Raw genomic sequence first — 24947 nt, forward strand, 5'->3', positions numbered from 1 at the left:
CCGCTTCAGCCGGTGAACACCACCGTCTTGTTGCCGTTCAGGATCACCCGGTCCTCCAGGAAGAAGGTGATGGCGCGGGCCAGCACGCGGCGCTCGATGTCGCGCCCCTTGCGGACCAGGTCCTCGGCCGTGTCGTGGTGGCTGATGCGCTCCACGTCCTGCTCGATGATCGGCCCCTCGTCGAGGTCGGCGGTCACGAAATGCGCGGTGGCGCCGATCAGCTTGACGCCGCGCGCATGCGCCTGGTGGTAGGGCCGCGCGCCCTTGAAGCCGGGCAGGAAGGAATGGTGGATGTTGATGCAGCGCCCGGGCAGCTTCGCCGCCAGCCCGTCCGACAGCACCTGCATGTAGCGCGCCAGCACCATCAGCTCCGAGCGCGTCTCCTGGAACAGGCGCCAGATCTCCGCCTCCTGCTCCATCTTGGTGGCGCGCGTCACGGGCAGGTGGTGGAAGGGCACGCCGGTGAAGTCGAGATGCGCGTAGGTCTCCAGCGGGTGGTTGGAGACGATGCCGGTCAGCTCCATCGGCAGCTCGCCGATCCGCCAGCGGTAGAGCAGGTCCGCCAGGCAGTGGTCGAAGCGGCTCACCAGCAGCATCACCCGGCGCTTCGCCGCGCGCTCGCGCAGCATCCACTGCATGCCGAAGCGCTCCCCCACCGGCTGCACCGCCGCCCGCAGCGCCTCCGCCTCCACCGCGGGCGGCACGTCGAGCACCACGCGCATGAAGAAGCGGCCGGTGGCGGTGTCGTCGAATTGCTGCGCCTCCTGGATGTTGCCGCCCGCCTCGAACAGCGCCGTGGCCACCGCGGCGACGATGCCGGGGCGGTTGGCGCAGGTGAGCGTCAGCACATGGTCCGTGCGGATCTTGACCAGGCTCTGGCTGTCCCGGCTCTGGCTGTCCCGGCTCTGGCCGGTGGGGATGGGAAGGGTCATCGCGGGGGGCGTGCTCTGCGGTTCCGGTCGGGAAACTGCTGGGTTATGCGCTGGGAGGAGCCCTGCCAATCCGCAAAATGCGCGGGCAGCAGGAACGCCGCGCGACGCGCCCGCGCGAAATGCCTCCGGCGCCGTGCCTGCGCTATAAGGCGGGCGTGTTGAACGAACCCTCCTCGCCTCCCGAGACCTCCCCGCCCTGGGCCGCCGTGCTCGGGGCCGGGCCGGCCGGGCTGATGGCCGCCGAAACCCTGGCCAGCGCCGGGCACCGCGTCGTGGTGTTCGACCGGATGCCCTCCGTGGCGCGGAAATTCCTCATGGCCGGGCGAGGCGGGCTGAACCTCACCCACAGCGAGCCCCTGCCCGGCTTTCTCGCCCGCTATGGCGAGGCCGCCACCCGCCTGGCGCCGCTCATCGCCGCCTTCCCGCCCGAGGCGCTGATGCGCTGGGCGGAGGGGCTGGGCCAGCCGGTCTTCACCGGCAGCTCGGGCCGGGTCTTTCCGCGCGCCATGAAGGCCTTGCCGCTGCTGCGCGCCTGGCTGGCGCGGCTCGGCGCGCTGGGCGCCGAGATCCGGCTCCGGCATGACTGGCTGGGCTTCGCGCCGGATGGGGCGCTGCGCTTCCGCACGCCGGAGGGCGAGGCATCGCTGCGCCCCTCTGCCACCGTCCTGGCGCTGGGCGGCGCCTCGTGGCCCCGGCTCGGCGCGGATGGAAGCTGGGTCTCCGCCCTGCCCGGCCTGCCGGTGGCGCCGCTGCGGCCGGCCAATATGGGCTTCCGCGCCGAATGGTCGGAGCCGTTCGTGGCGCGGCACGCGGGCACGCCGCTGAAGCGCATCGCCCTGCGTTTCGGGGAACAGGCCGTGCGCGGGGAGGCGGTGATCACCCGCGACGGCATCGAGGGCGGCGCGGTCTACGCGCTGTCCGCGCCGCTCCGGGAGGCCATCGCCCGGGAAGGCGTGGCGGTGCCGCTTCTCGACCTGCGCCCCGACCTCGATGCCGGCGAGGTGGCGCGCCGCCTGGCCATGCCACGCCGGGGACAGTCGCTCTCCACCTTCCTGCGCAAGGCGCTGGCGCTGCCTCCCGTCTCGATCGGGCTGTTGCAGGAGGCGCTGCACGCCGGGGCGCCGCCCGCCGAGCTGCCACGGCTGGTGAAGGCGCTGCCGCTGCGCCTGGTCGCGCCGCAGGGGCTGGAGCGGGCCATCTCCTCGGCGGGCGGCCTGCGCCTCGCGGCGCTGGATGAATGGCTGATGCTGCGGGAGCGCCCCGGCCTCTTCGCCGCCGGCGAGATGCTGGACTGGGAGGCACCCACGGGCGGCTACCTGCTCCAGGCCTGCTTCGCCACGGGGCGGCAGGCCGGGCTGGGCGCCGCCCGCTGGCTGGAGGGGCAGGCCCGCCACGGTTGAGGCAGGGCGGCTGAGGAAGGGCGGCTGAGGAAGGGCCGGGGCGCCGAGCCAGCGGCACCCCGGCCCTCGCTTCAGGCCGGCTGCCGCGCCTCGGTACCGGAGTCCGGCCCCGCTTCCGGCTCCGGCCAGGCGCCGCGCGCCGGCATGACCAGCGAGGGGCGCGGCGGCGTGAGCGCGATGCCCTCGCGGTCGAAGCGCTGCTTCAGCCGCAGGTTGAAGGCGCGGCCGACGCTCCATTGCTGCAGGGCGCGGGTGCGCAGCCCGCCCAGGATGGTGATGCCGTCCGGCGTGAACTGGTCCACGCCCCAGATCGCGAGCCCGCCCAGCATGTTGGGGCCGAGGGCCGGGTCGTTCTGCAGCTCCTCCCCCACCTCGTTCATGATCTTCATGGCCCGGTCGAGGTCGGTGTCGTAGCCCACCACCACCTTCACCGTATACACGCCGAAGCCGCGCGAGCGGTTCTTCAGCGCCTTGATCTGGCTGAAGGGAATGGTGTGCAGCGCGCCGTCGCCGTCGCGCACCCGCACGGTGCGGATGGTGACGCTCTCCACCGTGCCGGCGCGGTCGCCCGTGTCGATGGTGTCGCCGATGGCGATGGTGTCCTCGATCAGCATGAACAGGCCGGTGATGACGTCCTGCACGAGCTGCTGCGAGCCGAAGGAGATGGCGAGGCCGACCACGCCCGCGCCGGCCAGCAGCGGCGCCACGTTGATGCCGAGGTTGCTCATGATCGCGATGACCGTGAGCGCGCAGAGCACCACGAAGGCGAAGTTGCGCAGCATGGGCAGCAGGGTGCGGGCGCGGGTGCTGTGGTCGCGCGGGCGGCCGGCGGAATCGCTCGGCGTCAGCGCGTGTTCCACCGCCGTGTCCAGCGTGATCCAGATCACCCAGCCCACCAGCACCGCCACCGCGATGGAGGCGATGGGGCGGAAGATGGCGAAGCCGATGCCGCCCGAGATCCAGGCCAGGATGTCGAAGTTCCAGAGCCGCAGGCAGAGCACCGCCACCGCCACCGTGGCGAGGACGCGCAGCAATTGCCGCAGCAGCGCCAGGTAGCGGCCCTGGAGCTGGCGGGCGAGGCTGCCACGGCCCTGCTGCATGGCCTCCGTCAGCCGCGCCAGCATGCCCGAGAGCGCGAAGGTGACCGTGATCACCAGCAGGATCATGCCGATGCTGAGCAGCGCGCGCCCCAGGAAGGCGCCCTGGCCCAGCCCCAGCAGGCGGGAGATCACATGGCCCGCCACCAGGATCAGCGCCAGGAAGTGCCAGTAATCGGCCACGGTGCGGCCCACGGCCCGGAAGGTGCCGCCCTTGCCGGTGGCGGCCTCGGTGCGGCTGTCCACCAGCAGGCGGCGCACGGCGCGGCGCCGGCGCAGCACGAACAGCACGGAAACGACCACCAGCGCCGCGTCCACCGCGAGGCCGGCCAGCAGCGCCGCGTCCGGCCCGATGATCCAGCGCAGCTCGGCATCCCGCAGGTTGGAGCTGGCGGCGGCGAGGGCGGCCAGCGCCACCAGCCAGGGCAGCACCCGGCGCCGGGCATAGCGGGCGATCTGCCAGCCCCGCAGCGGCCCCAGCAGGAAGAACAGCGGATAGCCCAGCCGCCAGACCAGCGCGCCCAGCAGGAACGGCGTGGCCACCGCCAGAAACAGCCGCGCTTCCTGCCAGCCACCGGGCACCATGGCCGTCCAGCCGAAGATCACCATGGTGGCCGGCACCAGCGGCGCCAGCCGGCGCGCGGCCTCCAGCCCGGCGGTGCGCCAGAGATCGGCGCGGCTCTCGGGATGGAAGCGCTCGGCATCGCGGCGCGGCCGCAGCCAGGGCAACGCGGAAAGCCCGTAGAGCAGCGCCGCCGCCAGGCCCCAGCCGCCTCCCGCCCAGAGCAGGAAGCGCAGCACGTCGCCTTCCTCCCAGGCCGTGCCGAGCCGTCCCGCCAGCTGCTCGCCGGCGGCGGCGAAGCGCTGCCTGAGCGTGCCGCCTTCCACATGCTCGCGCACTGACTGGCCGACATCGGTCAGCCCCGCCGCCACGGCGCCCAGCAGCCCCGCCTCCGGCGGAGGATCGGCCGCCTCGGCGGGGGTGGCGGGCGCGGCGGCATTGGGCGCGGCCTGCGTCCGCGCGGCGAGGCTCGCCCGCAACTGCTCAAGCTGGGTGACGAAGGCGGCGCGGTCCGCGTCGTTGCGCAGCGTGGCGAGAATGCCGTCCAGCGCCGCCACGGGGTCCGCCGCTGGAGCCGCCGCAGCGGGCGTGCCGGCGGGCGTGGTGGCGGGCGTGGTGGCGGGCGCGGCGGGACCCTGGCCCTGGGCCGCGAGCGGCAGCCCCAGGCCAAGAGCGAGCAGCGCGATGCCCAGCCATCCGGTCAGTCGTTGAATTCCAGGCACGGCAATTCCTTCACTCCTGGTCGGTGGCGTCGGGTCAGGGGGGAATGCCGGCCCGGTGCGGGGGGTTGCGCCACCGCCTCCCCCCTGGCCGGCACCGCGCGCGAAGGCCGAGATGGTTCCGGCGGCGCGCAGGGCCGTGTTCGCGCGCCTTTTCCCCCGGCACGGAACGGGTGCGCTGCGATACGCTGCCCGGCCCGGTGCCGGCAAGGCCCGCGCGGTCCAGAAAGGCGGCGCCCGGCGGCTCCTCCCGGCGCGGCACGCCTGCTGGCCCGGCACTTGCATGGAGCGCCTCGCCATGAACACCATCCCCGACACCACCCTGCTGCGCCCCGCCACCGAGGCCGACCTGCCCGCCATCACGGCCCTCTATGGCCATCATGTGCGGCAGGGCTGCGCCTCCTTCGAGACAACCGCGCCCGACCTGGCGGAGATGCGACGCCGCTTCGAGGCGCTGCGGGCCCTGAACATGCCGTATCTGGTGGCGGAACAGCATGGCGCGGTGCTGGGCTACGCCTATGCCGGGCCTTACCGCCCCCGCGCCGCCTACCGCGACACGGTGGAGAACTCCGTCTATGTGCGGGCCGATGCCGCGGGGCGTGGCATCGGCCGCCTGCTGCTCGGCGCGCTGGTCGAGGCCTGCGCGGCGCGCGGCGCCCGCCAGATGATCGCCGTGGTGGGCGACAGCGACAACCTCGCCTCCATCCGGCTGCACGAGGCGATGGGCTTCACCCTGGTGGGCACGTTGCGCAGCGTCGGCCGCAAGCATGGGCGCTGGCTGGATTCCGTGCTGCTCCAGCGGGCTCTGGGGAAAGGCGACGCCACGCCGCCGGACAGCGAGCCGGCGTGACGGCGCCTCCCTGCCTTTGCCACATGCGGGGAGCCAAAAGCGGGCCGCGCACATTGTTGGCTGCGCTCCGCGCGCTTTGTTGGCTGCGCTCCGCGCGGGGGCCATGGCAGCATGAGCCCCGAGGAGGCCGCGCATGACGACCCGCACCAGCCTGGCCGGTGGCGAGCGCCACCGCTTCGAGGACCTCAGGGCGCTGCTCGCCGCCGCCTCCCCCCGCCGCTCGGGCGACGAGCTGGCGGGGATCGCCGCGGAAAGCGATGCCCGCCGCGTCGCCGCCCGCATGGCGCTGGCCGAGCTGCCGCTCGCCGCCTTTCTCAGCGAGGCGCTGATCCCCTATGAGCGGGACGAGGTGACGCGGCTGATCCTGGACGGGCATGACGAGGCCGCCTTCGCCCCCGTCCGCCACCTGACCGTGGGCGGCCTGCGGGACTGGCTGCTGGCCCATGAGACGGAGGCCGCCACCCTCGCCGCCCTGGCGCCGGGGCTGACGCCGGAGATGGTGGCGGCCGTCTCCAAGCTGATGCGCAACCAGGACCTGATCGCGGTGGCCCGGAAGTGCCGGGTGGTCAGCGCCTTCCGCAACACGCTCGGGCTGGAGGGCCGGCTGGCCAGCCGCCTGCAACCCAACCACCCGACGGACGACCCCCGCGGCATCGCCGCCGCCATGCTGGACGGGCTGCTGCTCGGCAGCGGCGACGCGGTGATCGGCATCAACCCGGCCACCGACAACATCCCCAACTGCATCGCGCTCACCGAGATGCTGGAGCGGCTGCGGCTGCGCCACGAGATTCCGATCCAGGGCTGCGTGCTGACCCATGTGACCAACGCCATCGCCATGATGGAGCGCGGCGCGCCGGTGGACCTGGTGTTCCAGTCCGTGGCCGGCACGGAAAAGGCCAATGCCGGCTTCGGCGTGAACCTCGCCCTGCTGCGCGAGGCGCATGAGGCGGCGCTGGCCCTGAAGCGCGGCACGGTGGGGGACAACGTGATGTATTTCGAGACCGGCCAGGGCGCCGCCCTTTCGGCCGAGGCGCATCACGGCGTGGACCAGCAGACGGTGGAGGCGCGCGCCTATGCCGTGGCCCGCGCCTTCCGCCCGCTGCTGGTGAACACGGTGGTGGGCTTCATCGGCCCCGAATACCTCTATGACGGCAAGCAGATCATCCGGGCCGGGCTCGAGGACCATTTCTGCGGCAAGCTGCTCGGCCTGCCGATGGGGGTGGATGTCTGCCACACCAACCATGCCGAGGCCGACCAGGACGACATGGACACGCTGATGACCCTGCTGGGCACGGCCGGCGTCAACTTCCTGATCGCCGTGCCGGGGGCGGACGACATCATGCTGAACTACCAGAGCCTGTCCTTCCACGACATCCTGGCGCTGCGGAGCCTGCTCGGCCTGCGCCCCGCGCCCGAGTTCGAGGGCTGGCTGGAGCGGATGGAGATGCTGGACGCGCGGGGGCGGATGCGCGCGCTGGACCCTGGCGCCGCCCGCCTTTCCGGGCTGATCGAGGCCGGCTGATGGCGGGGTGGGAGCGGCTGCGGATGGCCACCCGGGCGCGCATCGGCCTTGGCCGCGCGGGCGACGCGCCGGCGCTGCGCGACGTGCTCGCCTTCCAGATGGCCCATGCGGAAGCGCGCGACGCGGTGCACGCGCCGCTGGACCTGGACAGGCTGGCGGCCGACCTCGCCCCCCTCTCCTTTCTCGCCCTGCGCAGCGCGGCGCCGGACCGCGCCACCTATCTGCGCCGTCCCGATCTCGGCCGCCGGCTGGCGCCGGGGGAGGCGGCGAAGCTGCAAGCGGGCGAGCACGACATCGCCTTCATCCTGGCCGACGGGCTTTCCGCCACCGCCGTGCAGCACCACGCCCCCGCCCTGTTGCGGGCGGCGCTGGAGCGGCTGCGGCCCCATCGTGTGGCGCCGCTGGTGGTGGCGCTGCAGGCCCGCGTGGCGCTGGGCGACGAGATCGGCGCCGCATTGCGGGCCCGGCTCTGCGTCGTGCTGATCGGGGAAAGGCCGGGGTTGAGCGTGGCGGACAGCCTCGGCGTCTACATGACCTTCGCGCCCCGTCCGGGCAGGGCGGATTCGGAGCGCAACTGCATCTCCAACATCCATGGCCGGGGCGGGCTGGACCACGCGGCGGCGGCGGACAAGCTCGCCTGGCTGGCGCGCGAGGCGCTGGCGCGGGGGCTCAGCGGCGTCGGGCTGAAGGAGGAGATGAACCCTCTCCTGCCGGGCTGAGCCGCCTCACACCGCCACGCGGCTGAAAGTGTGGCCCTTCTCCGGCGCGGGTGGCGCGGAGGCGGGGCCCTGCGGCACAGGCTGGGGGTGCGGCTCGGCCGGGGCGTGAACGGGAGCCTGGGGCGAGCCGTGGGCCTGAAGCTGGGCCTGGGCCTTGCGGCGGCGGTGCTGGATGAAGCGGAAGATGAGGTAGAGCACCACCGCCCCGCCGATTCCGGCCAGGGCATAGCTGGTGTTGCGCTCGCCGAGCCAGGCCACCAGGAACCAGCCGGCGGCCACGAAGGAGGCGGCCCAAAGCCCCGCGGCGATGAAGTTCAGCGTGGCGAAGCGGATGCGCTTCATGCCGGCGATGCCGCAGGCGGCCGAGGCCACGTTCCGCACCCCGTAGACGAAGCGGAAGGACAGCACGAACAGCGTGCCGTAGCGGTCCAGGAAGCGCAGCGCCGCGGCCATCCGCTTTTCCGCGCCGGGGATCTTGCGCACGGCGCGCATGCCGTAGCGCTGGCCCAGGGTGAACCAGAGCTGGTCGCCCAGGAAGGAGCCGATCCAGACCGAGACCATCAGGATCCAGGGGTCGATCAGCCCTGTCGCGTGTCCGGCGGCGGAAGCCAGAATGACGAATGTCTCGCCCTCGAAGAACGCCCAGGCCGCGGCCGCCAGATAAGCCAGTGCCCCCCAATCCGCCCAGAACTCGGCCACGCATGTCCCTCCCTGTCCATAGTGCCGAACGATGGGGAATTTAACAGAGGAGTTGAACCATAATCTCACGCGGGCGTGAAATTTTTTGCCTCACAAACAGAAAAGGCACGCCCAAAGGCCAAGTCATGGCTTGAAGTTGCAAGGCTTGGTTGAATTCCGCCGCCGGTTTGGTCTTGCCGGGGGCGCGGCACGGTTTGCCGGGAGGAGGATCCCTCCCCCCGGCCGCCGGCCTCAGCCCAGTTGGTAGTCGCTGCCCGAGAGGCTGGTCACGCCCTCGAGGGTCAGCTTGGTGACGGAGCCATCCTCGGCGCGGATGCTCCAGCTGTCTCCGTCATTCCACACGCCCACCTTGGAGCCGAAGTTCTTCAGCTCCAGCCGGTCCTCGCCGCGGCGGAAGTCGGTGATGGTGTCGTGGCCCTCGCCCTTGCCGATGACGAAGGTGTCGCGCCCGCCGCCGCCGGTCAGGATGTCGTCGCCCCCGGCGCCATGCAGCCGGTTCTGGCTGTCATTGCCGATGATGATGTTGTCAAGCCAGTTCCCCGTGCCCTGCGACCAGCCGGTGCCGAAGAAGGTCAGGTTCTCCACATGCTCCGGCAGGGTGTAGGAGGACAGCCAGGTCACGACGGTGTCCACGCCCTCCCCCGCCTTCTCGACCACCCGGTCGCCGCCGCTGGAGATCTGGTAGGTGTCGTCGCCCCTGCCGCCCCGCATCGTGTCGCCGCCGCCCTGGGAATCGTACTTGTCGTTCCCGTCCGTGCCCTGCCAGTTGTCCTGGCCACGGCTGCCCCAGGCCGTCCTGGTGGGCGCGGCCGAGACGGTGGCGCCGCCAGAGGATTCGTCGCCGCCGCCGCCGCCGGAGGGCTGGTCATTGGCGGGCGGGGCCGCCGGGGTGCCGGCCGCCGGCTTCTGCGGCGCCTCGTTCCATTCCGGGGCGCTGCCGGAGGCACCCGAGAACAGCGCGCGGAAGGTGTCGCCCGTCGTGGGGTCGCTGTTGTCCGAGAGCTTGCCGGGGAAGGCCGCGTTGGAGTCCCAGTACACCTGGTAGACCACGTCGTGCTTGTCGAACCACTCCTTCGCCGCCTTGACGAAGGGGCTGGCGGCGTCGGTCATCACGCCCCACTCGGAATAGGCGGTGGGCTTGTCATGCGCGTCCGCGAAGGCCTGGTGCCACTTCAGCCCGTATTTCTGGTTGACCACATTGTCCCACGCCTTGGCGGGATTGCTGTCGGCGAAACGGGTGTTCCAGTAGAAGTCCATGCCGACGATGTCGACATAGCCATCGCCCGGATAGGCCTTGGCCGGGTCCATGCCGCCATAGGCCTCGTTGACGTTCCACTCGAACTTGAAGCGGTCGGAGACGGAGCGGAAGCTCTCGACGAAGGCGCGGAAGGCGCCCTTGAACGCCTCCTCCTTGCCGATCGCGCTCCACGGGAACCAGTCGCCGTTGAACTCCCAGCCGGTGCGCACATAGATCGGCCCGTCGCCGGACTGCGCGTCCGCGATGGTGCGCGCCACGTCGCGGTAATAGCCGTTGTACTGCCCCGAGGCGGCGTTCTGCAGCGTGGCGCCGTCATAGGTGATCAGCGGCACCGACCAGAACGGGTCGCGGCCTGTGGTGTTCCAGAGGCGCTCCGCCATCCATTCGGCGCTGCTGGTGAAATCCTTCCAGTTGGCGCCGCCGACGACGGCGTGCACCACATCCGTGTCGCGGCCCAGCCATTTCTCGAAGTTCTTGAGCTGCGAAGTCTCGTTTCCGACATAAACGCCGAGAAGGGTCATTCTCAATCCTGTGAAGCGTCGCCGGAGTTCCGCTTGTCCTTTTGCGGCAAAGGATCTTTCGGAGATCTCCGATCTTGTGGCGCTTTCCCGTCCGTTTCCGCGCAACTCCGCGGAGCGCCGGGAATGCCAAAGCCCTAGTTATTTTCTCACATTAAGTCGAGCGCACCGGATTGTGTGTTCTGCCATGAAACCTGCGAAACGTTTACGGCAATGAGACTCCTTTTCCTGCCGCAAGACTCGATCAAAACTTGAACTCCGGATGGTTGGGAAATCTGCCGCCCCTTTCACCTAGATGGGGAATGGCTGTCTGTGATCAGGGAACCGTTTCGGGAAGCCATGACAGCCGCCGGCAGGATGCCTGCGAGGGCCGGTGAACATGCCGATCCCTGAAAATTCCTTGACCAGACGGCCATCAGGCACGTGTCTCGCGCCCGGGCGGATTGCCGCGCCCTGTCTCCGGAGGAAGGATCTGGAGGCTTCGCGCCCCCGCCGAACAGGCGGCGCCAGCCCCTGCCCAGCCAAAAAAATTCGCCGGAGGCGACATTTTTTCTCTTACACAACCTTATGGATCGGAAGGGGAGGCCGTTAAGCAGCCGGCTGGTTCGCCGTGGCGCAGGGCAGCCAGAGCGAGACGGTGGTGCCCTGCCCCGGCGCGCTGCGAATCAGCAACCCGCCGCCCGACTGGTTAGCGAAGGCGAAGGCCATGGAAAGGCCAAGTCCCGTCCCCTTGCCCGGCGGCTTGGTGGTGAAGAAGGGCTCCGTGGCGCGCGCCAGCGTCTCGCTGTCCATCCCCACCCCGGTATCGGCCACCTCCAGGCAGACGAAGCATCCGGGCGGCAGTTCGGCCGAATCCGTGCCCGACGGGTCGGGCAGCATGGGCCGCGGCTCGCCGGCCGCCACCCGCCGCGCGGCCAGCACCAGGCTGCCGCCCTGCGGCATGGCGTCGCGCGCGTTGAGGACGAGGTTGATCAGCACCGTCACAAGCTGCCCGCGATCGGCCAGCAGCGGCGGCAGGCCAGGCTCGCCCCGCACGGAAAGGCCCACCTGCCCGGCCCCGAGCGTGGGCGTGACGACCTCCCGCACCTCCTCCAGCAGCGGCAGCGCCGCGATGGGCACGGCCCGCAGCCCTTCCCGCCGGACAAAGGCCAGCAGGCGCCGGGCCACCGCGACGCCGCGCTCGGCCCCTTCCCGCAGGGCCCCCAGCAGCCGGGCCGCCTCCGGGCCGTGCTGCTCCAGGGCGGCGCCGTGGCGCTTCTCCAGCAGGGTGATGCCGGCGAGCATCACCGCCGCGGCGTTGTTGAAGTCGTGCGCCACGCCGCCGGCGAGCTGCCCGAGCGCCTCGAGCTTCTGCGCCTGCCGCAGCCGCTCCTCCATCGCCAGCCGCCGCGCGCTTTCATCCGCCGCGCGCTGCAGCGCCACCCGCTCCGCCTGGGCGCGCCGCATGGCGATGCCCGCCGTCATCAGCAGCGTCAGCGAGGCGACGCCGGCCACGGTGCCATAGGCGATCATGTTGCGCCGCCAGCGCTCCAGCAGGTTGTCCATGTCGGCGCGCAGCGCGACAAAGACGGGCTGCTCCCTGATGCGGCGGAAGGCGAACATCGCCTCCGCCTCGTCATAGGGGGAGGTGGCGTGGATCACATGGCCCTCGGGCCGGCCGAGCACGAGGGGCCGGAACGGGCCATTGACCGGGAAGTGGGTGAGCGGCATCGGCCGCTCCGGCGCCGCATGGGCGGTGAGGATGGTGCCATCCATCCGCACCAGCGCCGCGTAGCGCAGGAAGGGCGGCGTCGTCTGCGCGTAGAACTGCGCGAAGTAGGTCGGGTCCATCGCCACATGCACCGTGCCGATGAAGTGCCCGTCCAGGGACAGGCGCCGCCGGCTGATGGCGAAGGAGGGCGCATGCGTGGCCCGCCCGACAAAGGGCGCGCTGACATAGCTGCCCGGCTCCGCCTGGTCCTTGGCGCCCTGGAAGAACTCCCGCCCGGCGATGGTGGTGCCACGCTCCCAGCTCTGGCTGCCGGCCAGCACCTGTCCCTGGGCGTCCGCCACCCAGATCGACACGACCTGGTCCAGTGGCGCCACGAGCCGCCGCAGATAGGCGTTCACCGCCGGCGTGGCGATGCTCTGCGGCTCCATCTCCTGCACATGCCGCTCGGCCTGGTAGAGGATCAGCTCGGCCGTGTCGAACACCTTGGCGGCGTGCTCGTGCATCGCGGCCACGCTCCGGGTCATGGCGTCGCCGCCTTCCCGCAGCACCTCGGCCCGGTTCCACCAGGCCGCGATGGCGAAGACGCTGGCCGGCACCAGCACCGACGCCACCAGGGCGATACGCTGCGCCCGCCTCAACGGCATGCCGGCGCCTGCCCTGGCCGGGCCCGCGGTTTCTCGCCGCCGGCGCGCTCCCTGTGGGATGCCCGTGTATCCAAGCCGCGACGGGACGGCGCAGGCTGGTCACACTTCATGGATGTCTGGTAGAGCAACGCCCGCGCCATGACAATCATGGAGAGCGTAACCCCTGGTTGATCACTCGTTCCGCGCGAGGAGGCCGCGCCCTCAGGCGAAGCCGGAGACGGCCCAGGCCAGGAGGCTGTAGCGCCCCGCCTTGCCCAGGCTCACCAGCAGCAGGAAACGCCAGAAGGGCACGCGCATCACCCCCGCCACCACGGTCAGCGGATCCCCCACCACGGGCACCCAGGCAAGCAGCAGCGACCAGAGGCCGATGCGGCCGAACCAGCCCTGGGCGCGGGCCAGCGCCGCCGTGGAGACGGGAAACCACCGGCGCCCCTTGAAGCGCTCCAGCGAGCGCCCCAGCCACCAGTTGATGGCGGAGCCCGCGATGTTGCCGAGGCTCGCCACCAGCACCAGCAACGCTGCCGGGTGCTCCCCGCCCAGCAGCAGCCCCGCCAGCACCGCCTCGGACTGCGCCGGCAGGATGGTGGCGGCGACCAGCGCGGCCAGGAACAGGCCGCCATAAGCCGCGAGGTCCTGCATGCGGCGGAACCGCCTCTAGCGGGGGCGCGGGAGGCGGGGCGGCGGCGGCCTCACCCCTCGCGCCCGCCATGGCTGCCGGACCAGCGCACGGGATCGGCCAGGAACGCCTCCAGCACGGCGCGCTCGGCCTTCTCCATCCCCTCGCCCGGGTCGAGCCGCAGCAGGTCCTCCCAGCCCGCCAGCACGTGCAGGCGCAGCGCCAGGTCGTCCAGCCGCTGCTGGCTGCCGGGGAACAGGGCGTGGTGGAAGATGGCGAAGGCATCCGTCACCACCGCCCCCGCCTGCCGCAGGCCGCGCACGAAGGCCGTCTTGCTGCTGCCGTCGGTGATCAGGTCGTCCACCAGCAGCACCGAGCAGCCTTCCACCGGCCCGCCCTCGACCTGGGCGTTGCGGCCGATGCCGAGCGGCTGGCGGCGGACATAGCGCAAGGGCAGGTCCAGCCGCTCGGCCAGGAAGCCGGCCCAGGGGATGCCCGCCGTTTCCGCCCCCGCCACCATCTCGAACTCGCAGGCCGGGGCGCGGGCCAGGGTCGCCGCCGCCAGGTCCGTCACGCTGCGGCGCCAGCGCGGGCGGCCGATCAGCAGGCGGCAATCCACATAGACCGGGCTGGCCCAGCCGGCGGCAAGAAAGAAGGGCTGCGCCGCGCTGACGCGGATGGCGCCCGCCGCCAGCAGCAGCCGCGCCACGGCCTGCCCGCTGATGGCGCGGTGGCTGTCGCGGCTCATGCGGCCAGCCTCGCGAGGCCGCGGCGCAGCAGCTCGGCGCCGACATGGAAGTCTTCCATCTCCATGGCCTCCCTCGGGTTGTGCGAGCCATTGGCGTTGCGCACGAAGATCATGGCGCTCGGCACGCCGGCCTGGGCGAAGACGGCGGCATCGTGCCCCGCCCCGCTGGGGATGGGCTCGTCCGGCTGGCCCATGCCGCGCAGCTCCTCGCGCAGCAGCCCGACCAGCGCCTCGTCCATCCGCGCCGGCGCCGCCTCCAGCCGCCGGCCCGGGTCGAAGCGCACGCCCCGCTCCTCGGCGATGCCGGCGCATTCCGACAGGAACAGGTCGTAGAACGCCTCCAGCGTTTCCCGGCTCTGCGAGCGGATGTCGAGCGAGAAGGTCACCCGCCCGGGGATGCGCGCCAGGGCATGCTCGGCCGGGTCGGTGCCGAGGATGCCGGCCGTCACCACCAGGTCGCGCCCGCGCTCCAGCAGCGTGCGCCAGTGGCGGTCGAGCCGGGTGATCAGCTCGGCCACGGCGAACACCGTGTCGTGCCGCAGCCAGCGCGGCACGGCGCCGGAATGCCCCGCCTCGCCCAGGCACTCCACCGCCCGGTGGCGCAGATTGCCGCGGATGCCGGTGACCACCGCCGCCGGCATGCGCCGCGCCACCAGCACCGGCCCCTGCTCGATATGCAGCTCCAGCCACGCGGCGAGGCCAGCCGGGTCGATCAGCGCCTCGCCGCGCGCCACGCGCCCGGTGTCGATGCCCGTGGCGGCCATCGCCTCGCCGAGGCTCTGCGGGCGCGCCACGTTCACCGCCGCGAGGTCGGCCGGGCCCAGCCTGCCGAACAGCGCGGAGGAGCCGAGATAAGCCTGCCCGTAGAAGGCGCTTTCCTCGCCGCGCAGCGCCAGCAGGCGAAGGGAGCGGCGCGGCGCGAAGCCCTCGGCCTTGAGCCGCCCCAGCGCCAGCAGCCCGGCGATGACGCCGGCCGCCCCGTCGAAATTGCCCCCCTGGGGGACGGAGTCGAGATGCGAGCCGCAGGCGATGGCCGGCAGTTCCGGCTCCCGCCCCGGCAGGGTGGCCCAGAGATTGGCGCCGGCATCCCATTCGGTTTCCAGCCCCAGCCGCCGCGCCTCCGCCTCGATCAGCCGCAGCGCCGCCGTTTCCGTGTCCGTGAAGCATTCGCGGGTGATGCCGACGCCGTCGAAGCTCATCTCCCGCAGCGCGCCGAACAGGCGGCCGGCCAGGCCGTCAAGCTCCGCCTCCAGGCTCAGCATGGCGGCGCCATGGCGCTGCGCTCGGCTGCTCGCACAAAGACCCTCCCCTTCGGAACCACCGCGCGGCATTAGCGTCGGCCGGCCCGTTCTCCAAGGCGCCGGTTCGCGCGGGAAGGCCCGGGCTGCACCGAATGCCGGCGCCGCGCGTTAAGGCTCCGCCCGGCCACCCTGCGCCGGGGCGCGAACAGGGGCCGGAACCACATGCCATGTCTTTGCTGACCCGGGAGGACCTGCGGCACCACTCGGCCCTGGCCTGGGCCTGCCTCGTCCTGCTGGCCGGCACGGGCATCGGGCTCTGGCTGCTGGGCCGGCAGGGCGCGGCGCTCGGCACCGCCGCCGCCCTGCTGGGCTGCCTGGGCCTGATCCTGCCGCCGCGCGAGCGCATGCCCGTGCTGCCGCGCCGGCTGCGGGCCTTGCCCCGCTGGCTGGACGCGACACCGGTGCTGGCGACCCTGCTTTCCACCCCCGGCTACGGCCTTGGCTGGTTCTACCGGCCCGGCCCCTATGACGAGGTGGTGCACCTGGTCAACGGCGTGCTGGCCGGTGCCGTCTTCATCGCGATGCTGCGGGCGGATGGGCGTTGCCGGCCGGCCCGCCGGCTGGTCTGGTCGGTGGCCGCCTTCGGCCTCGCCCTGGCGGCGGGCTGGGAGCTGTTCGAATGGGCGACAGGGCTGATCGGCGACCGGCTCGATACCGTGACGGATGTGGCGCTGACCGCCCTCGGCACCGTCCTCGCCGCCGCCTGGGCCGTGTGGCGCGAGACGCCAGCCTCGCGGGACACACGCCTTCCCGGTCCCTGCCGCTGAACGGGCGATGCTGGTCGCCACCTACAACATCCATGGCGGGCGGGGCCCGGCCGGCTGGTTCCGCCCCCGCCGCATCCTGTCCGTCATCGGCGAGATCCGCCCGGACGTGATCGCCTTGCAGGAGGCGCAGCACTATCTGTGGCGCGGCCGCCCCATGCTGCCGGAGGATGCGGTGGCGGCACTGGGGCTGCGGCCGCTGCGCGTGGCGGAGGCGCCGGATCAGCAGGGATGGCGGGGCAACGTGGTGCTGGTGCGGCGGGACGCCACCCTGCTGCGCCCGCCCGAGGGGCTGCGGCTGGGCGGCATGCAGCCGCGTGGCGGCATCATGGCGGAGCTGGACCTGGGCGGCGGGCCGTTCCGCCTCATCGCGGCGCATTTAAGCCTGGGCGCGGCCCAGCGGCGGCGCCAGGCGCGGCTCCTGCTCCAGGCGATGCGGGAAGGCTCCGGCCGCCGCCTCCCCACGCTGCTGCTGGGCGATCTCAACGAATGGCGAGCAGGCGGCTCGGCCCTCGGCGTGCTCGGATCCGCCTTCGGCCACCCGGCGGCGCCGCCCTCTTTTCCCGCCTTCCGGCCTCGCCTCGCGCTCGACCGCATCCTGTCGCACCCGCCCGGCCTGGCCGCCGCCATCAGCGCGCATGACACGCCGCTGGCCCGGCGCGCCTCGGACCATCTGCCGCTCAAGGCGTGGGTGTCGCTGCCCGGCGGCTGAAGGGCCGGCCGGAGCCTGCAGCAGGCCGCGCGCCCCGGGAACGGGGCGCCCCGGAAACCGTGCGCCACAGAAACGTTGCATCCCGCCCGCCCGGGCTGGATGATCGGGCCACAGAGAGATGAGGAGGTCGCGATGACCCCGCCCGCCCTGTCTCGCCTCGTGTTCCCCCGCGCCTTGCCCCGCGCCTCGTCCCGCGCATTGTCCCGCGCATTGTCCCGCCGGGCCCTGCTGGGCTCCGCCCTGGCCGCCGCCGCTCCCTTTCCCGCGCCGGCCGAGGGCCTGGGGCACCTCCTCAACGTCTCCTACGACCCGACGCGGGAATTCTACCGCGCCTTCAACGCCGCCTTCGCCGCGCAATGGCAGGCCCGCACCGGCCAGTCCGTGCGGGTCAACACCTCGCATGGCGGCTCGGGCCGGCAGGCGCGCTCGGTGATCGACGGGCTGCAGGCCGATGTCGTCACCCTGGCGCTCGCCCATGACATCGACGCCATCGCCGGGCGCGGCCTGATCGATCCCGGCTGGCAGAAGCGCCTGCCGCACAACAGCGCGCCCTATACCAGCACCATCGTCTTCCTGGTGCGCAAGGGCAACCCGAAGGGGCTGCGGGACTGGGGAGACCTGGCGCGGCCCGGCGTCGCCGTCATCACCCCCAACCCCAAGACCGAGCGGATGCAGATCGGCGCGCTGGAGAGGCGGCTGCCGGAGCAGCTCTCGGGCGGGCAGCGGCAGCGCGTGGCGCTGGCGCGGGCCCTGGCCATCGAGCCACGCCTGCTGCTGCTCGACGAGCCCTTCGGCGCGCTCGACGCCGAGGTGCGCAAGGGCCTGCGCCGCTGGCTGCGCGACCTGCACACCGAGCTTGGCCTGACCAGCATCTTCGTCACCCACGACCAGGAGGAGGCCCTGGAGCTGGCCCACCGCGTGGCGGTGATGGAGGCCGGGCGGGTGGTGCAGTTCGACACCCCCGCGCGGCTGGTGGACGCACACCGCCTTTGTCGCCGGCTTCCTCGGGCATGCGGCGCGGCTGCCGGCGCGGCTCGCGGGCGGCATGCTGCATTTCGGCGCGCTGCCCCTGTCTCCCCTGCCGCGCGGGGCGCTGCGGGCCGCCCCGGCGGGCGACGGGCCGGTCCAGGCCTTCATCCGGGCGCATGAATGGAAGGTGGAGGCGGCGGGCCCGGACCAGGCCAACGCCATTCTGCGCAGCCAGCGCCCGGCCGGCGGCCATGCCCATGCCGAGCTGGAGCTCGCCGGCCATGTGATCGAGGCCGAAACGCCGCAGGGCCTCCTGCGGGTGGGGCAGCCCTGCCGGATCACGCCCCTGGCGGCCCGCGCCTTTCCGCCCTGAGCGCCCCAGCGGGCCGGGCGTTCAGGGCGGCAGCAGCACCCGCAGCGGCCCCGGTGCGTCGTCGATCTCGACGGGAAGGGCGCCGGCCGGGTCGCCATCCATCTGCGCCAGGGCCGCAGGGCCTTCCAGCCGGACGGCCTTGGCGCGCCGGATCTCCACGCCCGCCATGCGGGGAAGCAGGTTGAGCGGCAGCGCCGCGCCGTAGAGCGCCGTGGCCAGCGCGCCGGAGCGGCGGAACAGCACCACATGGAAGCCCTCCTCGCCAGGCAGCGCCTCGGGCGCCAGCTCGTAGCGGCCGGCATAGAAGCGGTTCTTGGTGACGACGACGCTGGCCGCGACCTCGGCCTTGCCGTCGATCCAGGCGGTCACCGGCGGGAACCGGTAGGCGGAGAGCTGCCGGACCGTCTGCCAGACATAGGCGCCGCGGCCGATCTGCCGCTTCAGCGGCAGGCTCAGCTCGGCGACCACGGCCGCGTCGAAGCCGGCGCCCAGCATCTGCAGAAAAAGCCGCGTCCGCCCGTCCGCGAAGCGTGCCATGCCGGGACGGAGCGCCGCCATCCGCCCCTGCGCCAGCACCATCGCGGCGCGCTCGGGTGTGCGGGGGATGCCGAGCTCGCAGGCCAGCACGTTCACGGTGCCGAGCGGCAGGATGCCGAGCGCGGTGCCGCTGCCCGCCAGCCCGCTGGCCACCTCGGCAATGGTGCCATCGCCCCCCGCCGCGGCCACCACCCTCCTCCCCTCCCGCGCGGCTTCCCGCGCGATCTCCTCGGCATGGCCGGCATGGGCGGTCGTGGCCAGTTCTGCCTGGATGCCCTGCTCCAGCAGCACCGAGAGGATCCGGGTCATGTTCCGCCGCCGGGTGGGCCCGGCGGTGGGATTGAAGATGATCAGCATGCGGCGCGGCTTGCCTCTCCGAGAGCGGTTCCCGGTGCTGTCGTCATGCGGGGGCGCCTCAGTCGGACGTTCCCGCGACGGCGCCGAGCCGCCAGAGCTGCGTGTCCTGCACGCCCCGCTCGAGCCGGAGCAGCACCCGCTCGGCGGAGAAGCAGAGGGCCACGGTCCCCAGCATCAGCAGCGGCGCCAGACCCGGAATGCCGGTCGGGTCGAGGATCTGCCGGATGATGAGGGACCAGCCGAGCAGGAGAACCACGCCCAGGCCGAGCGGGACCCAGCGCTGGGGCCGGGCCAGCGGGACGCCGAAGGCGCAGATGGCGCGCACCAGCAGCACCAGCGGAACGGCGACCACGAGATCGATGAAGTAGTGCTCTCCGAGGCCGAGCGTCGCCAGGGCGGTGCCCAGGGCAAAGGCGATGGCGCCCAGATGGGCCAGCGGACCTTCCTGCCGGGCGGCGAGGTAGATCAGCAGCGCCCAGGTCATGTGCAGGGAGGGGACGGCGTTGCGCGGATTGGCGGTGTTGACCACGGTTTCGGTGGGCAGGGCGGCGAGGTGCCACATGGCCTCGGCGAAGCCATCGCCGAAATAGGGCCGCGGGCCGATCGCCGGCATCATGACATAGAGGCCGTAGCCGATCACGGCGGCCACCAGGCAGGCGGGGATCAGCCCCACCCCCGTCCGGCGCTGCGCCCGCTCCTCCAGCGCCGCGACCACATACATGGCGAGCGGGATCTGGAAGTAGATCACCAGGTGCAGGACGTGCAGCAACGGCGCCTCGCGGAACATCAGCCCGACCAGCGCGGCTGGCTGGAAGCCGAGCGCCGCGTCCAGGCGGATCAGCATGTTGTCCTGGAGGTTGGGCAGCAGGGGAATGGTGGCCAGGATGCAGGGCCAGAGGAGCAGGTGGCCGAATGGCACCGCCAGGGCGGCGGCCAGCATGTCGAGCGACCGCTGCCGGCGCGGGCCGGCGCTGGTCAGGACCTGGTGGGCGAGGAACCCCCAGGTCGCCACCCCCAGCCCGAAGCCGGGGAAGAGGAGGAGGTTGAGGGGGTCGCGGCCCGCGAGGAGATGCAGGCAGATCCGCACCGCCTCAAGGCCGAGCCCGATGCGCAGCACCCGCATCCGCTCCGCGCGGGTGCTGAGGATGGCGAACAGGGCAAAGGCCGCCAGCGCGGCGGGAGACAGGAAGGTGGGGCTGAGATAGTGGCTCGGCGCGACGATGCCGAGGCTGCGCGATATGACTTCCTGCAGCAGGAGCAGGACAAGGGCTGCACCGGCCAGCAAGCGGCACAAGGGGAAGATCTGCTGCGCGTGGGTGGAGGGGAGGATGCGCTCCAGGCGTTGTCCGGAGACACCCTTGGAAGGGGCGGGGTTGTTTGGAAAATTTGTTATCATTTCGTGAATATTCTGATTCTTTATAGACACTCCGCAAGGCTTCTTTGCCTGCCCTCCGATGCCCTCACAGAGGGTTCATTGCGCCTCCCTCACCCACCGTCTTTGCCTGTTTGCCGTCTGCCCGCCGGCTTGGCGTGTGGCGCAACGCACCAGAACCCGCGCGGCATCCTGCCTTCCGGTGACGGCGCCGGCAGCCGGCTGCACGGCCGCGGCAACATGCTCCCGCACAGTCTCCATCGCCGCCCGGATGGCCGCGAGGGCCTCCGACACCAGCGGCAAATCTGCTCCATCGCCTGGGCCGCTGGCTCGCCTGGACAGCGCAGCTTGTCCGCCGCCCCGGCATGACCGAGGTGCCGGCCCCGGGCCTCACGACAACCCCTAGACGCCTTGCCCCTCCTGGGTTAGTAAGCCGCCGCCGTCGCGCTTCACCTCAGGGCGTGCGGCAATCATGGCGCAGGTCCCCATCGTCTAGAGGCCTAGGACACCAGCCTTTCACGTTGGTAACACGGGTTCGAATCCCGTTGGGGACGCCATCTCTCCGGCCTTCGCGATCCATTCCCGGAACCAGATCGCTGCCGAGGCGCCTGGAAATGGGGCGCCCTCCTTCTTCCCAGTCCATGCCAAAGGCTGAGCCGAAAGGCTGCGCCTTCCCCTTATCCCGGCGCGGGATGAGAGGGCGGAAAACCCGGCGCCTTCTCGGATGTTCCTGAGGCGGGAACTTCCTCCCGAAGGATGCTGAGATGTTCATGCGCGTTGACAAGCTTCAGGCAGCCCTTCCGGCACCCCGGAAGGCCGATCCGAACGCAGCCGCCGCCCTGCAGGAACTGCTGGGCGGGAAATATGGCGAGATGTCGACCCTGGGCAACTACATGTTCCAGAGCTTCAACTTTCGCAGCAAGGACAAGCTCAGGCCGTTCTACAGCCTGGTCGCCAGCATCACCGCCGAGGAGCTCGGCCATGTCGAGCTGGTCAGCAACGGCGTCGCGATGCTGGCCAACGGGCCGGACAATGACGGCGACATGGCCAGCGGCGGCGACATCTCGAAGACGCCGATGGAGGCGATGAAGGACATCCGTTCCTTCGCCAGCTTCGCTTCCGCCGGCGGCGGCGCCCTGCCGGTGAACAGCAACAGCATGTCCTGGAACGCGGACATGGTGACCACCACCGGCAACGTGGTGGTGGACCTGCTGCACAACTTCCACCTCGAATGCGGCGCGCGCCTGCACAAGCTGCGCGTCTATGAGACCCTGTCCGATCCGACAGGCCGCGAGGTCTGCGGCTACCTCCTGGTGCGCGGCTCGGTGCATGCGCATGCCTATGCGCTGGCGCTGAAGCAGATCACGGGGGTGGAGCTGGAGAAGTTCCTGCCGACGCCGAACATTCCGCTCGACAAGATCCCGGAGTGCCAGAAGTACCTCCAGGAAGGCTCGCACCGCCGGCTCTACACCTGGAGCCCGAACGACTACAAGGAGATCTCCGGCATCTGGGGCAATGGCGAGCAGGCCCTGCCGACCGATCCGCCGGGTGAGCTGGAAGTGGTGGACGGCATGCCCGAGGGCGGCAAGATCCACCAGCTGACGGGCATCCCCTCGGCCTTCACGCCGGACTACGCGCCCGAGGAGATGTTCGAGATCGCCACCAAGCTCTACAAGGCGTCCCGCTGAGGAAAGCGGCCGGCCGACAGGGCCGGCCGCCATGCCCGGCGGCAGCGCCCTCCGCGCAGGAGGGCGCGACGGTCAGGCCATGGCCGCGTCCTGCACATGCAGGCTGACCGAGACGTTACCGTTCCAGCTCTCGGCCCTGAGCGCGCCGCACAGATGCACGGGCACGCCGCGGCTGTTCAGCAGCAGATCCGCCAGCGCGCCCTCGCGCGCCCGGAAGCACACCGCCTTCAGCCGGCCCCCGCCCTCTCCCTCGACAAAGGCGCGGATGGTGTTGCCTTCCTTGCCCACCCGGTCGGCCCGGACGATGCGGGCGCGCGGGAAAACGAAGACCGGCTCCTCGTTGCCGGCGCCGAACGGCCCGAGGCGCGCCACCTGCTCCACCAGCGCCACCGTCGCGGCGGGGACGAGCAGCGTCCCGTCCACCACAAGGTCCGCGCTGGTTGGCAGGGTGGCGGCGTGGGAGAGGTGCTCGTCGAGGAAGGCGTGGAAGGCGTCGCGCTGCTCCATGCGGAAGGAGAAGCCGGCCGCCATGGCATGCCCGCCGCCGGTCGCCAGCAGGCCCGACTGGCGCGCCGCGATCACCGCCGCGCCAAGATCGACCCCTGGCACGGAACGGCCCGAGCCCTTGGCCAGCCCTTCCGCCACCCCCGCCACGCAGACGGGACGGTTGAACTTCTCCTTCACCCGCCCCGCGACGATGCCCACCACCCCCGGATGCCAGCCCTCGCCGCAGACGAGCAGCGCCGGGTGCCCGGCCTCGGCCTGCGCCTCGGCCTGGGCGAAGGCGGCGGCCAGCACCTCGCTCTCCACCTCCTGGCGGCGGCGGTTCACCACATCCAGGCGCTCGGCCATGGCGCGGGCCTCGACGGGGTCGTCGCAGGCCAGCAGGCGCAGGCCGAGATCCGGCTCGCCGATGCGGCCCGAGGCGTTGATGCGCGGCCCCAGCAGGAAGCCCAGCGTGTAGGCGGAAGGCGCGTCGCGCGCCTGTGCCACCTCCAGCAGGGCGGAGATGCCGGGGCGCTCGCCGCGCGCCATCACCTTCAACCCCTGCGTCACCAGGGCGCGGTTCAGGCCGGTGAGCGGCATCACGTCGCACACCGTGGCCAGGGCCACGAGGTCGAGCAGCGAAAGGAGGTTGGGCTCGGGGCGGTCGGCGAAGAAACCGGCGCGGCGCAGCGTGCGCAGCGTGGCGATGGCCGCCATGAAGGCCACCGAGGCGGCGCAGAGATGCCGCAGGCCGGAGGTGCAGTCGAGCCGGTTGGGGTTCACCGCCGCCGCCACGGCGGGCACGGGGCCCTCGGATTTGTGGTGGTCCAGCACCACCACATCCGCCCGGCCCCGCGCCGCCTCCAGCGCCTCATGCGCGGCGATGCCGCAATCGACGCAGACGATCAGCGTGGCCCCTTCGGCGCAAAGCGCGGCGATGGCGGCGGGGTTCGGGCCATAGCCCTCCTTGAGCCGGTCCGGCACATAGGCGCGCACCGGGCAGCCCAGCCCCCGCAGGAAGCGCAGCATCAGCGCGCCGGAGCAGGCGCCGTCCACATCGTAGTCGCCGAACACGGCGACGGGCTCGCCCGCCTGCACGGCCCGCGCCAGACGCGCGGCGGCGCGGTCCATGTCCAGCAGCACCGAGGGATCGGGCAGCAGGGCGCGGAGGGTGGGCTCCAGGAAGACGGGAGCCTGCTCGATGCCCACGCCGCGCGCGGCGAGGAGCTGCCCCACCAGCTCCGGCAGGCCGAGGCGCTGGGCGATGGCGAGGCCGATGCGGGAATCGCCCTGCCGCCAGATCCAGCGCCGCCCCTGCGCGGAGTGGGCGACGCCCAGCACCGCCTCGGCCGGCATCCCCTCCCCGTGCGTGACGATGGCGTCAGTCAACGAAAGCACGCGGCTTCAGGGAGAAGTTGTGGTGCGCCTCGATGTAGCGGACGGTGCCGGTCTTGCTGCGCATGATGATGGAGTGGGTGTAGGCCGAGGTCGGGCCGCGGCGGACGCCCTTGAGCAGCGGGCCGCCGGTGACGCCGGTGGCGGCGAACATCACGTCGCCCTGCGCCATGTCCTCGGCGGTGAGCTTCTTCTGCGGGTCGGTGATGCCCATCTCGCGCGCGCGGGCGATCTGGCCCTCATCCTCGTAGAGCAGCCGCCCCTGCATCTGGCCGCCGATGCAGCGCAGCGCCGCCGCCGCCAGCACGCCCTCCGGCGCGCCGCCCGAGCCGAGATACATGTCCACCCCCGCATTCGGCTGCGAGACGGCGATGAGGCCGGCCACGTCGCCATCGGGGATCAGCATGATGCGCGCGCCGACCTCGCGGCAGGCGCGGATGATCTCCTTGTGGCGGTCGCGGCCGAGGATGCAGACGACGAGGTCGTTGATCTCGGCCTTCTTCGCCTTGGCCAGCTCGCGCAGGTTCTCGCCCGGGGAGGCATCGAGATCGACGACGCCCGCCGGCAGGCCGGGGCCCACCGCGATCTTGTCCATGTAGATGTCGGGCGCGTGCAGGAAGCCGCCATCCTCGGCCACCGCGAGCGTGGCGATGGAGTTCGGCCCGCCGGTGGCGCAGATGGTGGTGCCCTCCAGCGGATCGACCGCGATGTCGACCTTGGGGCCGCCCAGGCCGATCTTCTCGCCGATGTAGAGCATCGGCGCCTCGTCCATCTCGCCCTCGCCGATCACCACCGTGCCGCTGATGGCAATGGTGTCGAAGGCCTTGCGCATGGCGTCCACCGCCGCGCCATCGGCGGCGTTCTTGTCGCCGCGGCCGATCCAGCGGCTGGCGGCCAGCGCCGCAGCCTCGGTGACGCGCACCAGTTCGAGGGCGAGATTGCGGTCAACGGGGGTGGTGTCGCGGCGCATGGTGGCTCCTGTCTTTCCCGGTGCGGGT

The 24947-nt window shown here is 72.0% G+C and carries 21 protein-coding genes and 1 tRNA gene; 10 read left to right on the top strand and 12 right to left on the bottom strand.

The window, feature by feature from the left end; translation table 11 throughout:
- Positions 1–5: 5 nt before the first annotated feature.
- Positions 6–932: a formyltetrahydrofolate deformylase gene (gene purU, locus CR162_RS06885; protein WP_245870178.1), complete on the bottom strand. Its 927-nt coding sequence runs from the start codon at positions 930–932 to the stop codon at positions 6–8.
- A 158-nt stretch (positions 933–1090) separates the two neighbouring features.
- Here purU and CR162_RS06890 point away from each other — a divergent pair, with 158 nt between their 5' ends.
- Positions 1091–2332 carry a BaiN/RdsA family NAD(P)/FAD-dependent oxidoreductase gene (locus CR162_RS06890; RefSeq protein WP_281254958.1) on the top strand — a complete coding sequence of 414 codons (1242 nt, stop codon included), beginning with the start codon at positions 1091–1093 and terminating at the stop codon, positions 2330–2332.
- Between the two features lie 71 nt (positions 2333–2403).
- Here the strand turns inward: CR162_RS06890 and CR162_RS06895 are convergent, their stop codons facing one another.
- Entirely contained in the window at positions 2404–4713 is a 2310-nt protein-coding gene (locus tag CR162_RS06895; RefSeq protein WP_141563093.1) for a mechanosensitive ion channel domain-containing protein, read from the bottom strand.
- A gap of 295 nt (positions 4714–5008) precedes the next feature.
- Between CR162_RS06895 and CR162_RS06905 the strand changes: the two genes are divergently transcribed.
- From CR162_RS06905 to eutC, 3 genes are all read left to right on the top strand, one after another.
- Positions 5009–5560, top strand: coding sequence for a GNAT family N-acetyltransferase (locus tag CR162_RS06905; protein WP_099094955.1), 552 nt, complete (start codon positions 5009–5011; stop codon positions 5558–5560).
- Positions 5561–5693: 133 nt separating this feature from the next.
- Complete coding sequence (locus CR162_RS06910; protein ID WP_099094810.1) at positions 5694–7082, top strand: ethanolamine ammonia-lyase subunit EutB; 1389 nt, start codon at positions 5694–5696, stop codon at positions 7080–7082.
- Positions 7082–7801 (top strand): ethanolamine ammonia-lyase subunit EutC, encoded by a 720-nt coding sequence (eutC, locus tag CR162_RS06915; protein WP_099094811.1) that lies wholly within the window; start codon positions 7082–7084, stop codon positions 7799–7801. Before CR162_RS06910 ends, eutC begins: the two co-directional genes overlap by 1 nt.
- Before the next feature lie 6 nt (positions 7802–7807).
- Here eutC and CR162_RS06920 read toward each other — a convergent pair whose 3' ends face one another.
- The 6 genes from CR162_RS06920 to CR162_RS06945 all read right to left on the bottom strand — a co-directional run bounded on the left by CR162_RS06920 (position 7808) and on the right by CR162_RS06945 (position 15257).
- A complete protein-coding gene (locus CR162_RS06920; RefSeq protein ID WP_099094812.1) occupies positions 7808–8500 on the bottom strand; it encodes a DedA family protein in 693 nt (230 codons plus the stop codon).
- Positions 8501–8731: 231 nt separating this feature from the next.
- A complete protein-coding gene (locus CR162_RS06925) occupies positions 8732–10279 on the bottom strand; it encodes a glycosyl hydrolase (protein WP_099094813.1) in 1548 nt (515 codons plus the stop codon).
- Between the two features lie 585 nt (positions 10280–10864).
- On the bottom strand, positions 10865–12631 hold the full coding sequence (locus tag CR162_RS06930; RefSeq protein ID WP_099094814.1) for a hybrid sensor histidine kinase/response regulator: 1767 nt from the start codon (positions 12629–12631) through the stop codon (positions 10865–10867).
- Between the two features lie 201 nt (positions 12632–12832).
- Entirely contained in the window at positions 12833–13270 is a 438-nt protein-coding gene (locus CR162_RS06935; RefSeq protein WP_099094815.1) for a YqaA family protein, read from the bottom strand.
- 50 nt (positions 13271–13320) lie between these two features.
- Positions 13321–13995, bottom strand: a complete 675-nt coding sequence (locus tag CR162_RS06940) for an orotate phosphoribosyltransferase (RefSeq protein WP_099094816.1) — start codon at positions 13993–13995, stop codon at positions 13321–13323.
- A complete protein-coding gene (locus CR162_RS06945) occupies positions 13992–15257 on the bottom strand; it encodes a Zn-dependent hydrolase (RefSeq protein WP_099094817.1) in 1266 nt (421 codons plus the stop codon). The genes CR162_RS06940 and CR162_RS06945 overlap by 4 nt, the downstream gene beginning before the upstream one ends.
- Positions 15258–15463: 206 nt before the next feature.
- On the opposite strand from CR162_RS06945, the gene CR162_RS06950 reads away from it, so the two are divergent.
- The 4 genes from CR162_RS06950 (at position 15464) to CR162_RS22765 (ending at position 18114) form a co-directional block, all read left to right on the top strand.
- Positions 15464–16063, top strand: coding sequence for a hypothetical protein (locus tag CR162_RS06950; RefSeq protein ID WP_099094818.1), 600 nt, complete (start codon positions 15464–15466; stop codon positions 16061–16063).
- 7 nt (positions 16064–16070) lie between these two features.
- Complete coding sequence (locus tag CR162_RS06955; protein ID WP_099094819.1) at positions 16071–16772, top strand: endonuclease/exonuclease/phosphatase family protein; 702 nt, start codon at positions 16071–16073, stop codon at positions 16770–16772.
- A gap of 132 nt (positions 16773–16904) precedes the next feature.
- Positions 16905–17921 carry a sulfate ABC transporter substrate-binding protein gene (locus CR162_RS22760; protein ID WP_281254959.1) on the top strand — a complete coding sequence of 339 codons (1017 nt, stop codon included), beginning with the start codon at positions 16905–16907 and terminating at the stop codon, positions 17919–17921.
- Between the two features lie 7 nt (positions 17922–17928).
- Complete coding sequence (locus tag CR162_RS22765; RefSeq protein WP_141563094.1) at positions 17929–18114, top strand: hypothetical protein; 186 nt, start codon at positions 17929–17931, stop codon at positions 18112–18114.
- Positions 18115–18135: 21 nt separating this feature from the next.
- On the opposite strand, the gene CR162_RS06970 is transcribed toward CR162_RS22765, so the two are convergent.
- The gene (locus tag CR162_RS06970) at positions 18136–19008 is read right to left on the bottom strand and encodes a diacylglycerol/lipid kinase family protein (protein ID WP_099094820.1); all 873 of its coding nucleotides are present in this window, start codon (positions 19006–19008) and stop codon (positions 18136–18138) included.
- Positions 19009–19066: 58 nt separating this feature from the next.
- On the bottom strand, positions 19067–20404 hold the full coding sequence (locus CR162_RS06975) for a phosphatase PAP2 family protein (RefSeq protein ID WP_141563095.1): 1338 nt from the start codon (positions 20402–20404) through the stop codon (positions 19067–19069).
- Between the two features lie 457 nt (positions 20405–20861).
- On the opposite strand from CR162_RS06975, the gene CR162_RS06985 reads away from it, so the two are divergent.
- Positions 20862–20937, top strand: a tRNA-Glu gene (locus tag CR162_RS06985).
- 207 nt (positions 20938–21144) lie between these two features.
- Complete coding sequence (locus CR162_RS06990; protein WP_099094823.1) at positions 21145–22068, top strand: manganese catalase family protein; 924 nt, start codon at positions 21145–21147, stop codon at positions 22066–22068.
- A 72-nt stretch (positions 22069–22140) separates the two neighbouring features.
- On the opposite strand, the gene recJ is transcribed toward CR162_RS06990, so the two are convergent.
- Positions 22141–23910, bottom strand: a complete 1770-nt coding sequence (recJ, locus tag CR162_RS06995; RefSeq protein WP_099094824.1) for a single-stranded-DNA-specific exonuclease RecJ — start codon at positions 23908–23910, stop codon at positions 22141–22143.
- A 25-nt stretch (positions 23911–23935) separates the two neighbouring features.
- Complete coding sequence (gene glpX, locus CR162_RS07000; RefSeq protein WP_099094825.1) at positions 23936–24919, bottom strand: class II fructose-bisphosphatase; 984 nt, start codon at positions 24917–24919, stop codon at positions 23936–23938.
- Between the last annotated feature and the right edge of the window lie 28 nt (positions 24920–24947).

This window comes from Teichococcus rhizosphaerae (assembly GCF_002631185.1).
Lineage (GTDB): Bacteria > Pseudomonadota > Alphaproteobacteria > Acetobacterales > Acetobacteraceae > Pseudoroseomonas > Pseudoroseomonas rhizosphaerae.